At 53.4% G+C, this 11792-nt stretch carries 10 protein-coding genes; 1 reads left to right on the forward strand and 9 read right to left on the reverse strand.

Annotated features, from left to right (window positions below):
- The 3 genes from pstB to pstC are packed head-to-tail and all read right to left on the reverse strand — an operon-like array spanning position 1 to position 2689.
- Complete coding sequence (gene pstB, locus WG31_RS12270) at positions 1-831, reverse strand: phosphate ABC transporter ATP-binding protein PstB (RefSeq protein ID WP_063354700.1); 831 nt, start codon at positions 829-831, stop codon at positions 1-3.
- Positions 828-1703, reverse strand: a complete 876-nt coding sequence (pstA, locus tag WG31_RS12275) for a phosphate ABC transporter permease PstA (protein ID WP_063354701.1) — start codon at positions 1701-1703, stop codon at positions 828-830. The genes pstB and pstA overlap by 4 nt, the downstream gene beginning before the upstream one ends.
- A gap of 2 nt (positions 1704-1705) precedes the next feature.
- Positions 1706-2689, reverse strand: coding sequence for a phosphate ABC transporter permease subunit PstC (pstC, locus tag WG31_RS12280; protein WP_063354702.1), 984 nt, complete (start codon positions 2687-2689; stop codon positions 1706-1708).
- A gap of 264 nt (positions 2690-2953) precedes the next feature.
- Here pstC and ilvD point away from each other — a divergent pair, with 264 nt between their 5' ends.
- Positions 2954-4822 (forward strand): dihydroxy-acid dehydratase, encoded by a 1869-nt coding sequence (gene ilvD, locus WG31_RS12285; protein ID WP_063354703.1) that lies wholly within the window; start codon positions 2954-2956, stop codon positions 4820-4822.
- A gap of 125 nt (positions 4823-4947) precedes the next feature.
- Here the strand turns inward: ilvD and WG31_RS12290 are convergent, their stop codons facing one another.
- The 6 genes from WG31_RS12290 to WG31_RS12315 form a co-directional block, all read right to left on the reverse strand.
- Positions 4948-5643, reverse strand: a complete 696-nt coding sequence (locus WG31_RS12290) for a hypothetical protein (protein ID WP_063354704.1) — start codon at positions 5641-5643, stop codon at positions 4948-4950.
- Positions 5644-6108: 465 nt separating this feature from the next.
- Positions 6109-7104, reverse strand: a complete 996-nt coding sequence (locus tag WG31_RS12295; protein ID WP_063354705.1) for a quinone oxidoreductase family protein — start codon at positions 7102-7104, stop codon at positions 6109-6111.
- 101 nt (positions 7105-7205) lie between these two features.
- Positions 7206-8234, reverse strand: coding sequence for an FUSC family protein (locus WG31_RS12300; RefSeq protein WP_006115067.1), 1029 nt, complete (start codon positions 8232-8234; stop codon positions 7206-7208).
- Positions 8235-9767: a DegQ family serine endoprotease gene (locus WG31_RS12305; protein ID WP_063354706.1), complete on the reverse strand. Its 1533-nt coding sequence runs from the start codon at positions 9765-9767 to the stop codon at positions 8235-8237.
- 132 nt (positions 9768-9899) lie between these two features.
- Positions 9900-10535: an SGNH/GDSL hydrolase family protein gene (locus tag WG31_RS12310; RefSeq protein WP_063354707.1), complete on the reverse strand. Its 636-nt coding sequence runs from the start codon at positions 10533-10535 to the stop codon at positions 9900-9902.
- A 33-nt stretch (positions 10536-10568) separates the two neighbouring features.
- Complete coding sequence (locus WG31_RS12315; protein ID WP_063354708.1) at positions 10569-11780, reverse strand: OpgC family protein; 1212 nt, start codon at positions 11778-11780, stop codon at positions 10569-10571.
- Positions 11781-11792: the final 12 nt, after the last annotated feature.

Raw genomic sequence — 11792 nt, forward strand, 5'->3', positions numbered from 1 at the left:
TTACCCAAAGCGGCCGGTAATATAATCCTGCGTCTGCTGTTCACGCGGGGTTGTGAACATGCGCGCTGTGCTGTCCACTTCAATCAGCTTGCCCATATAGAAAAATGCTACCTGATCCGCACATCGCGCAGCCTGCTGCATGTTGTGCGTTACAATAGCAATGGTGAACTCTGTTTTCAGTTCATCCAGTAACTCTTCAATACGAGCGGTAGAAACTGGATCCAACGCACTTGTGGGTTCATCCAGCAGAATAACTTCAGGCCTTACGGCAATCGTGCGGGCAATGCACAAACGCTGCTGCTGGCCACCAGACATAGCCGTAGCAGAACTGCTGAGCCTGTCCTGAACCTCAGACCACAAAGCCACGCGTCGCAGAGCATCTTCTACCCGCCCATCCATTTCTGAACGAGAAACACGCTCATGCAGCCGAATGCCAAAAGCAATGTTATCGTAAATGGACATGGGGAATGGTGTGGGTTTCTGAAACACCATGCCAATACGTGAGCGCAGTACGTTCAGATCCACTCCGGCGGCCAGAATATTCTGGCCATCAAATATCACCTCACCCGTGGCCTTTTGCCCCGGATACAGATCATACATCCGGTTCAGCACACGCAGCAGAGTAGATTTACCGCACCCTGAAGGGCCAATCATACCCGTTACGCTGCGTTCGGGAAAATTAAGAGAAATATCGTGCAGCGCGTGTGACTTACCATAATAGAAATTCAGATCCCGCACTTGCAAAGCAATCGGGCGGGCATCTTTTTCTGTCTCGGCAACAGTCACTGTCTGCTCTGCGGCAACGGTTTCCGTTTGGACCTCTATGCTCATGTCCGTCCTCCACGGGTTCCGACCCGCACCACAATATTAATAATCAACACACCAAGTGTAACCAGCAGCGCACCTGTCCAAGCCTGCTGCATCCAATCCTGATAAGCTGAACCTGCATACTGGTAGATAGCCACAGGCAGGCTGGCCATGGGCCGATTCATATCAACAGACCACTCGGAATTCCCCAGTGATGTAAACAGCAACGGTGCTGTTTCACCCGCCACACGCGCTACAGCCAGCAGCACACCTGTAAGAATGCCGCCACGTGCTGCACGCAGGCAGATAAACAGGATCACCCGCCATTTTGGAGCCCCTAGCGCAATACCGGCCTCACGCATGGCAACGGGCACCAGATAAAGCATATCTTCGGTTGTGCGCACCACAATCGGCATGGCCAGAATGGCAAGGGCCAGAGAGCCTGCATAACCAGAAAAATGTCCCAGAGGCGCCACCAGCACCATATAGATGAACAGGCCAATCAGAATGGATGGAGCAGAAAGCAGCATGTCAGAAACAAAGCGCACCGTGCGCGCCAGCACGCTGTTTGTGCCGTATTCTGCCAGATAAATACCTGTCAGCAGACCTGCTGGCGTGCCCAGCAGAATTGCCAATCCGGTTTGCAAAATGCTGCCCATAATGGCATTGGCCAGGCCGCCATTCTGGCCCGGTGCGGCCATGGAATGTATAAACAGGTTAATACTTAGCCCAGCTAACCCGTTTTTAAACAGTGTCCATAAAATGGACCCCAGAACACACACAACAATCAGCATGGCCAACCAGCTCAGGCCGGTTGCCATTCTGTCGGTCACTTTTCTGCGCAACAGAAGCGAGGCAGAACGATCAGACCGAAGCAGAGAACGTGATGTGGCCATTCTTAACCTCCCGCAGCTTTCTGCCCACGGGCCAGAAGCCAGCGGGAGAACCAGAGTGTCAGGAACGAAATCGCCATCAGAATAGCCCCCAGCGCCATAAGAGACGCCAGCTTCAGGCTCCCTGCCGGGCTTTCGGGAAATTCCAGAGCAATAAGAGAGGCAATGGTGTTGGCCGGTGCAAAAAGTGACCAACCAATATGGTTGCTATCCCCAATAACAAAGGTCACAGCCATTGTTTCACCCATGGCACGGCCCATGCCCAACACAACAGCGCCAATCACACCCTGCCGAGACCACGGAAGCACCACGTTGCGCATAACTTCCCAGCGCGTTGCGCCCAACCCGTAGGCACTTTCACGCAATACCGTGGGCATGGAAACAAACACATCCCGCATAACGGCGGTAATGGAAGGCGTAATCATAATCGCCAGAATAAGGCTGGCAGTGAACAGGCCGGTGCCAAACGGTGCGCCTGCCACAAGCGCAGAAAGCCCAGGCACATGCCCGAACAGATGCCGCGCTGTAGGCTGCACATAGTGGGCAACCAACGGCACCACCACAAAAAAGCCCCACATCCCGAAGATAATGGAAGGAACAGCAGCCAGAAGCTGCACAGCCATGCCAATAAAAGCCGCCGCTGCCGGAGGCGCAAGGGCTGCCAGCCAGAATGCAGTCCCAAAAGCCAATGGCACCGCCACAACAAGCGCCATCGCACTGCTGACAATAGTGCCAAAAACGGGTGCCGCCGCCCCAAAGTGCTGGGTAACGGGGTTCCACACCGCAGATATAAGGAATTCAGGCCCAAACACAGCAAAGGCTTTCCAGCCCCCTACTGCCATCACACCAATAATGGCCCCCAGCACCACCAGAACACCAACACCGGTTGCTATCACCAGCATCCTGAAGAAAGGATCTGCTGTGCGAACACCTCCGGCTGGGTGGTTCTTTTTTGTTGCGGGCAGGGGCTGCCTTGCGGAAATTTCCATCTGCTCTCCGTTCCGAACGTCCGCCGGATGCGAGGAGGAATACTGAACGCCTCCGTCTCCTGCAACATACCCCCCGCAAGAAAGCTGGGTAAAAGCAGATTTGTCACAAAACTGTAGCAGGAAAAACCACTATCCGCGGTCTAGCCACAATCCCGGCCTGACAGAAGTTTCTTTGTAGTCTAATGTGCAGCCCCCATATATCTGGCGGAAGCCAGATTGCTCCGGAACCACACAGCAGACAGAAACCAGAGAGAAGACCCCACCATGGCCGGTTACAGATCCCGCACCACCACACACGGGCGCAACATGGCAGGCGCTCGTAGCCTGTGGCGCGCCACCGGGATGAAAGACTCCGATTTTGGCAAACCCATTATTGCGGTTGCCAACTCCTTTACCCAGTTTGTGCCCGGCCATGTTCATCTTAAGGATATGGGCCAGCTTGTGTGCCAATCCATTGCAGAAGCTGGTGGAATTGGCCGTGAGTTTAACACCATTGCTGTGGATGATGGCATTGCCATGGGCCACGGCGGCATGTTGTACAGCTTGCCCTCGCGCGAGCTGATTGCTGATGCTGTGGAATATATGGTGAATGCACATTGCGCAGACGCATTGGTGTGCATCAGCAACTGCGATAAAATTACGCCGGGCATGCTTATGGCCGCCATGCGGTTGAATATTCCCACCATTTTTGTTTCCGGCGGCCCAATGGAAGCCGGGCGCGTAACATTGGCGGATATTGAACAGCGCGCAGACCTTGTGACCTCCATGGTTTCTGCTGCCAACCCAAATGTAAGCGATGCCGATTCGCTGGCTATTGAACGCTCCGCCTGCCCCACCTGCGGCTCCTGCTCTGGCATGTTCACGGCCAATTCCATGAACTGCCTAACCGAGGCACTGGGCCTCTCCCTACCCGGCAATGGCAGCCTTGTGGCCACACATTCCGCACGCCGCGGCCTATTTGTAGAAGCAGGCCAGCGTATTGTGGATATGGCCCGGCGTTATTATGAGCAGGATGATACCTCCGTGCTGCCACGCAGCATTGCCACAATGGATGCGTTTGAAAACGCAATGTCCGTGGATATCGCCATGGGCGGCTCTACGAACACCGTACTACACCTTCTGGCCTCCGCCCATGAAGGCGATGTGCCTTTTACGATGAAGGACATTGATCGCCTTTCCCGCAAGGTGCCGCACCTGTGCAAGGTTTCTCCTTCCCGCCCAGATGTGCATATGGAAGATGTGCACCGCGCTGGTGGTATTCCAGCCATTATGGGTGAGCTGGATCGGCTGGGCCTGTTGCATCGCGATGTGCCCATGGTGCATGCCGCCAACTTGCCTGAAGCCTTGAAAAATTGGGATATCCGCGCACCAGGTGCTGAAACCAACACCACAGCACGAGACTTCTTCCGCGCCTCTCCGGGCGGGGTGCGCACCACAGAAGCATTCTCGCAGTCCAGCCAGTATCATGAACTGGATATGGATACGGAAAACGGTGCCATCCGTAATGGCGCACACGCGTATAATCAGGATGGTGGGTTGGCTGTTCTGTACGGCAATCTGGCCGAAGATGGCGCTATTGTTAAAACGGCGGGTGTTGCCGCTGGCTTGGAAACATTTTCTGGGCCAGCACGTATTTTTGAAAGCCAGGATGCCGCTGTTTCCGCCATTTTGGGCGACAAGATCAAACCCGGTGATGTGGTGCTGATCCGCTACGAAGGCCCCAAAGGCGGCCCCGGCATGCAGGAAATGCTCTACCCCACCAGCTATCTGAAATCCAAAGGGTTGGCTGAAAAATGCGCCCTCATTACAGATGGTCGCTTTTCGGGCGGAAGCTCCGGCCTGTCTATTGGCCATATCTCCCCTGAAGCAGCCGAAGGCGGAGTTATCGGTTTGGTAGAGGAAGGCGATATTATTGAAATTGATATCCCCAACCGCAAACTGGCTGTAGCTGTACCGGAAAGCGAATTGTCTGACCGCCGGGCACGTATGGATGATCTGGGTGATCAGGCATGGCAGCCCAAGCGTGACCGTGTGGTTTCCAACGCCCTGAAGGCCTATGCGGCCCTGACCACCAGCGCAGCCCGTGGTGCCGTAAGAGATGTAAGCCAGCTTACGCGGCGGACACCGCGTTAATACGCAGCTTTTCAGCACATTAAGCAACAAAAAGCCCCGGTGGAAAAATCCACCGGGGCTTTTTCATGCCGTTTCATCCAGACCGGATATCACCTCAAAAAAACGATATCCACGCAGATAAACTCTTACTGCCCTGCTGCTGCCGGAGCTTCAAGCGGAGCAGCAGCAGGAGCCGCCTGTGTTGCAGGGGCTGCTACGCTATCACCACCCGGAGCGGCAAGTTGCGGCCCACTGGTGGGCGGCTGGGGCACGTTTTCATTGGTGATGACGTAAGAAATGGATTCCGCACGGGTAATATCCACCACGTCACCAATTTTCAGAGTCGCCAGAAAATCCTGCATAGCCTGCGTACGCAAAACGGCAACATGCAGCGCGCTATCGTCCGTTACAAAAGAAACCGTGTGGGTTTTCAGGTCAATCGCCTTAATGGTGCCACGTTCACGATTGAAAGCTGCAATAACACCACGCGGGTGGCCGTGCGCATAACCACGGGCAGTTGTGAGTGTGGATTCGGGCAGCGGGCTACCTGGAGGGGCCATCTGGGCACCCAGTGTTTCCACAAAGCGAATTTTGAGGTGATCACCTTCATGCAGATGCGGCAGATCACGCACAGCACTACCATATTCAATGGTGATCAGATGCCCATTGCCTTCACGCAGCAGCACTTCACGCGCATCACGGTCCACTGTTTCAACCACAGCGGTTGCGGTCTGGTTTTTCAAAAGCACGGAAGCCTGAGCATGAGCTGCGGAAGGAGCAGCAGCTAAGCCAGCTACAGCGAGCGTGCACACAGCCACAGAACCTGTGACCAAAGAAGACATACGGGAAACGAGAGGATGCAACGCTCTTAATCCTTTCCAACATCAGTCTGATGCAGCCATGCGCCAGACACTGGGTTATTTTAATGCCCGTGATACAATGGTTTCACCATAACACAAGCCATGACGCCATGTTATGGTGTCTGACAACGACGCGATCAGAAAACAGAAAGCCCGTCTGGCAGACCAGACGGGCTTTGCTGCATGAAATCTGCAAGAAGCAAATTTTATGCGCAGGACTTCTTCTTACGCAGAAAATACACCACTGTTGCAATCAGTCCGGCAACCAGAAGGCCACGCACACACGGAGATTTCGGGCACTTAACCGCACACTTGGACATGTTTTGTTATCCTTGATCTATTCCGCCCGTTACAATCAGGCAGATAAGTTACCCTACCCTATACGGGCCGGCACGTCATGCCATTGAAACAAATGTTGGCATATGTTCATGACAGCTGCGCAAAAATCTAGACTGTCAGAATCGTACTACCTGTTGTGCTGCGCGCTTCCAGCGCCCTATGCGCTTGCTCGGCTTCTGCAAGCGGGAAGCGCTGGCCAATTGCTGGCTTCAACACCCCCTGCTCTACCATTGCAAACAGTTCCTGCGCCCCAGCCTCCAACTCCTTGCGGTCTGCAATATATGTCATCAAAGATGGGCGTGTCAGATACAAGCTTCCATGGGCACTTAAGGTACCTACAGACACCCCGGTAACCGGCCCGGATGCATTACCATAACTGACCATAAGCCCACGTGGCGCAAGGCAGTTCAGGCTGGTTTCAAAAGTATCTCGCCCAATGCTGTCATATACAACGGGTACCATTTTCCCGTCAGTCAGTTCCCGTATCCGGGCAGGTAAATCTGATATGCCAATAACAACATCTGCTGCACCGCAAGCCTTGGCAATAGCCGCTTTTTCCTCTGTAGAGGTTACGCCTATCACTCGCACACCCAGATGCCGCGCCCATTGGCACACAAGCTGCCCAACACCCCCTGCCGGGGCATAAACCAAAATATCCTGTCCTGTACGAACCTGATAAACTTGGCGCAACAACATATGGGCCGTAAGGCCACGTAAGGTAACTGCCGCAGCAATCTCAAATGGAATAGCATCTGGCAGCACCACCAGCCTGTCTGCTGCAATGGTGCGATAACAGGCATAGGCCCCCAAAGCTCCGGCATAAGCAACTCGCATACCGGGCCGAAGATGTTGTACCCCTTCACCCACCTTTTCCACCACGCCTGCGCCCTCATTCCCCGGAATAGCTGGCAAAGTTGGAAACGGGTACAGACCGGAACGAAAATAGGTATCTATAAAATTAACACCTATGGCTTCCTGCCGTAGCAGCACTTCCCCTTTTTGAGGCTGGGGAACAGGAAGCGTTTCAACACGCAATACATCTGGTGGCCCTGTGTGATGTACACGCACAACTGTGTTGAGATCACTTGCCATTTCTTGCCTCATTTTCCACTGCCCGCTGCATGCCCCTCCGTCATGTTTCCAAGCAACACAGCGGCCAATAAGTTTATAGCGTTCCAGACATGCAGGGCCTGCCTTCCTGAAAATCAGGGGCGGTCTGCGTCATCCTCACCCAGAAAACTGATAATATGCTTCAAATCCGTAAGCAGGATTCCCACAACAAAACGTATGATGGGGTCTGCCGTTTCATCTTCTGCTGGAAGGGCAGAAATAACTTCTGCCGCCACACGGCTATCATTACCTGAACGGGCAGTGGCTTCATCATTGCAGCGCTGAATAACCCATTGGAACCCACGCAGCAGACCAGCACTAATGGTGGCCACCTGTTGTGGGGGGATAGTGGAGCCTGAATGTGGAAAACGCAGCATGGCGCGCGCTACCACCAATGCATCCATTTGCAATTGCCGCACTTCCTTGGGCAGTTGCGCCAGCATGGGGTCTCGTTGCTCCAACGGTTTCCAGTGTTCGCGCCGCGCCTCTTCCAACGCAGCCTGAACCTTGCGCAACGATGCCGCGCAATCATCATTCATGTCCTGAATGGTCACCCAGTCTGTATTTCCAGAGCGGGCTTTTTGCAGCATGGCCACAATTTGCGTCACTGTTTCCGCAGCGTTGCGAAAGGCATCTCGTCGTGCCTGCTCATGCAGCACAACGTACGTTACCAGTGTGGAAACACCTACCCCGATCAGAATAGCCAACACGCGCTCAATAGGCCGGAGGTAAGGATCTCCTTCTGATGGAAACAAAGTGGCAATCATAAGCGTAACCACGCCCATGCGTGCTGCGGGCTTCCAACTGACCAACACGGCCAGTGGAATAAAGGCGATTGCAAAGGCCTCCCATAATGGCCAACGCAAAAACATCATCAGCGTAATGGGTACAATACTGGCAACCGCTCCAATCAGGGTGCCAACAATCTGATCCCGCCCTTTGGAAATAGTGTCCGTAATGCTGTTTTGCGTGACAATGACGGAGGTAATAATGGCCCAACCCGGCTCCTGCAGATTGGTAAGCCACACCATAAAGCCAGAAAGACCAACGGCACTCAGCAGCCGTACAGTCTGCCGCGCCACAGCATTGTTCAGCCATGGCGCCTGAATAGAAAATGGAACCATTTATTGAGACGTATCTTCACCCGTTAAGGAAAACGGAATCCAACGCAAACCATCCGAATCATGCACAAGCAGCAGCACTGAACGCTTTTTGTCCTTCTTGGCTGCTTCAATCCGTTTTTTCAGGTCTGCTGGCGTATTGACTTCTGCCTGCTGCACTTCGGTAATCACATCTCCGGGCTTTAACCCTCGGTCTGCGGCAAGACCATCATCCTGCACCGATGTCACCAGCACCCCTTTCTGATTTGCAGACAGGCCGTATTTCTGCCGGGCTGCTGTATCAATCACACCAACAGAAAAACCAAAATCTGCAAAACTAATAGTTTCCTTGGTTTTAGATGGAGCCGCTGGTTTCTGCGGTGTATCAGCCGCAGGCTCGGGCAATGCTGCAATAGTGACAGGCAGATCCAAGATTTTACCATGCCGCCATACGCCAAGATGGGCCACACTGCCTACCGGCAATTGGGCAGAAAGGCGTGGTAATGCCTTGCCTTCAATCGGCTGCGCATTCAGCGCCTGAATAACATCCCCGGTCTGCAAGCCCGCTTTGGCAGCGGGGCCATTTTTTTCCACCCCGGCCACCAAGGCGCCGCGGGCAGGCGTAAGCCCCAGACCATCCGCAATATCCTGCGTAACATTCTGGATTCTCACTCCCAGCCACCCGCGTGAAACCTTGCCGGTTTTACGCAGTTGCTCGACCACATTGCGGGCCTCGTTGGAAGGAATGGCAAACCCAATACCAACAGATCCGCCGGAGGGCGAATAAATGGCTGTATTTACGCCAATAACCTGCCCATTCATATCAAACAACGGGCCACCGGAATTGCCTTTGTTGATAGGCGCATCTGTCTGGATGAAATCATCATACGGGCCTTGGTCAATATTGCGCCCGCGTGAGGAAATAATACCTGCCGTAACCGTGCCAGACAAACCAAACGGGTTGCCAATAGCCAGCACCCAATCCCCCACTCTGTGGCTATCACTATTACCGAACTGTACAAAAGGCAGAGGCTTTTTACTTTCCACCTTCAGCAGTGCCAGATCTGTTCTATCATCATGCCCAACAGCCTTGGCCGTTAGTACCGTGTTATCCTGCAAGGTAACCGTAATACGGTCTGCCTTACGAATAACGTGATTGTTGGTCACGATGTACCCGGTAGGATCAATAATAAAGCCAGACCCCAATGCCTGCATCCGCCGTGGCGGTGCATCTGGCTCGGTCTGCCTGTTCATGAAATCATGAAAGAACTTCTCGAACGGAGAGCCCTGCGGAAAATTGGGCATCTGTGGCAGTTGGTCATCTTCATCATCATCGTCCGAATCTGCCCGCACTGTCTGGGTGGTGGAAACATTCACCACAGCAGGCAAAAGCTTTGCCGCCAGATCTGCAAAGCTTTCCGGCACACGCTGCGCAACCACGACAGGTGGCACAGTCGTGGAAGCCTGATCTGCCTGCGCAGGATACGCAAAGCTTGCCCCCGCCAGCAAAAGACCAGACAGAGAAAAAACACGGGCAAAACGGGCAGATATATGCATGAAGAAACAGTCTTTCTGTCAGACAGCGGCCGGAAAGGATATTGTGAGTTTATGGCATGAACATATTGAAAGGTCAGCCCGATTTACACATGCGGTTTTTTGTTCTGCCCATATCGACCCAATTTGAAGCCGTTATTCCGCAGCTAAATCCAACACCCACTGAGCCACGGCCTCACCTAACAGGCGGTAACCCGTATCACCCATATGAATGCCATCGGGGGAAAGATCTTCCCGCCCTAAACCGTATGCTTTGCTCCACAGCTTCATCAGCTCAAAACGTGGGAACACAGGCATTTCCAGTTCCTTCCCCAGCGCATGCACCGATGCCTGAAAAGCTGGCGCCACGGGGCATTCATCCAACAAACGGCACCATTGCAAATCGATGAGCGCAACGTCTGCTCCATTTTCACGCAGGGCAAGCAGATCATCCCGCGTTATCTGTTCAAAATCTGTCAGATTTATGCCTGTTAGCGGATCATTTACACCGCCTTGCCAAATTACAAGATCTGCCTTGTCTGCCAGAACCTGTGCCAGCCGTGCATGCATCTGCATGGCCCCTTGCCCACCAATACCGCGATTGATGACTTCCAGCTTATCAGGCACCGCAGCACTCATTTTTTGCTCAAAAACACCTGCATAACTGGCAGCGAGTGATGAGGCACCTACCCCTTCTGTAGAGGAAGATCCAAACAACGTTATTCTTACTGGCTTTTTGTGCCGCAAAAGCTGGGCCACATGCGGTAGGGAAGAAACCTTGGTTAAGGACATGGTGTTTCCTTCACAACAATCGCTGGCGCTGTCTTACTTACTGGCAACCAATGCAGCCCGTTGGCGTGTACGGCGGGCATCCAGCCAAGCGGCCAGCCAAAACAGCACAGCCAGCCCCACAATGTTGACCGCCACCTGTAAGCCCCAACCTTCACCAAACGTGCTAAAAATAAGCCGTGCGTACAGATCCAGCACCGTGCCCACCACAAAGATTTCCAAGGAATGACGGCCAACCCGTGCCAGAATTTGCCCCAGCTTGCTTTCCGCCGCCCACTGCCGCGCTTTATCTGAGGACTGAACCAGATAAAAAATGGCCACAACATCCAGTAGACGAAACGGAGAAAGCCATGTTTTAGCAGGCGCTATGGAATCTCCAAACGGGCGGAAATCTGGCAGCCCCCACAATGTCCACGGAAAAGCCTGAATGGCAGAAAACACCAGATACAACATGCTGGCTATCACCAGTAACCGCTTCTGCGGCAGATCCCCCCCGCGCCGCTCGGTTTCAGCAGAGGCTGTAAGACCCAGCGCAAACAGAAACTGCCATGCAAACGGGTTGAAGTACCACCCATCCGGGTCCAGCCAGTTAGGAAAGTTTATTTCTGGATCAAAATTAACGAACAACCATACGGCACCAGAAAGCACGAGCGCGAGTGAGCGATGCACACGCATTAGCACATAAAAAAGTGGGAACCCGCCCAGCAGAACAATATAAAGAGGCAAAATGTTAAGGTTACTGGGCAAGGCATCAAACATCATCACACGCCAGACCCAGCCCATGCCATGTGCCAGTTCAGGCTCCAGATAATCGACTGAAACCGGAGTAAAATGACGCCATGCCCTTACGGTGAAGACATAAGCCGCCACCATAATAGTCTGGCCAATATAAAGCTGCACACACCGGCGAAAAATCCGCTTTAGAATTGTGGGTACACCATATTTTCTAAAGCCACGCCCATATGCCAACCACGATGCATACCCTGCAAGCAGCACAAATACTTCCGCCGCATCTGCAAACCCGACATTGCGCATGGTAAAACGGTTGAGCAGATTTTGAGGGATATGGTCTATAAACATCATCAGCAACGCCACACCACGCATGGCATCAATCCGATGATCTCGCCCTCGGCCCGCAACAGGCTTGGGTGGCTGTGCAGAAACAACACCAGATCCTGAAATTTTTTCAGCCTGTGAGGTCATTTTGTTCACCCGGCCATCCGCCACTGCATTTACCATGTGCGTCATCTACCGGCCTCA

This window comes from Acetobacter oryzifermentans (assembly GCF_001628715.1).
Lineage (GTDB): Bacteria > Pseudomonadota > Alphaproteobacteria > Acetobacterales > Acetobacteraceae > Acetobacter > Acetobacter oryzifermentans.

Bases quoted from the DNA above. Each gene is read 5' to 3' on its own strand.
- WG31_RS12295 (WP_063354705.1), bottom strand. From the start codon at position 7,104: ATGAGGCAAGAAATGGCAAGTGATCTCAACACAGTTGTGCGTGTACAT.
- WG31_RS12310 (WP_063354707.1), bottom strand. From the start codon at position 10,535: ATGTCCTTAACCAAGGTTTCTTCCCTACCGCATGTGGCCCAGCTTTTG.
- WG31_RS12305 (WP_063354706.1), bottom strand. From the start codon at position 9,767: ATGCATATATCTGCCCGTTTTGCCCGTGTTTTTTCTCTGTCTGGTCTT.
- pstC (WP_063354702.1), bottom strand. From the start codon at position 2,689: ATGGAAATTTCCGCAAGGCAGCCCCTGCCCGCAACAAAAAAGAACCAC.
- pstA (WP_063354701.1), bottom strand. From the start codon at position 1,703: ATGGCCACATCACGTTCTCTGCTTCGGTCTGATCGTTCTGCCTCGCTT.
- pstB (WP_063354700.1), bottom strand. From the start codon at position 831: ATGAGCATAGAGGTCCAAACGGAAACCGTTGCCGCAGAGCAGACAGTG.
- WG31_RS12315 (WP_063354708.1), bottom strand. From the start codon at position 11,780: ATGACGCACATGGTAAATGCAGTGGCGGATGGCCGGGTGAACAAAATG.
- WG31_RS12290 (WP_063354704.1), bottom strand. From the start codon at position 5,643: ATGTCTTCTTTGGTCACAGGTTCTGTGGCTGTGTGCACGCTCGCTGTA.
- ilvD (WP_063354703.1), top strand. From the start codon at position 2,954: ATGGCCGGTTACAGATCCCGCACCACCACACACGGGCGCAACATGGCA.
- WG31_RS12300 (WP_006115067.1), bottom strand. From the start codon at position 8,234: ATGGTTCCATTTTCTATTCAGGCGCCATGGCTGAACAATGCTGTGGCG.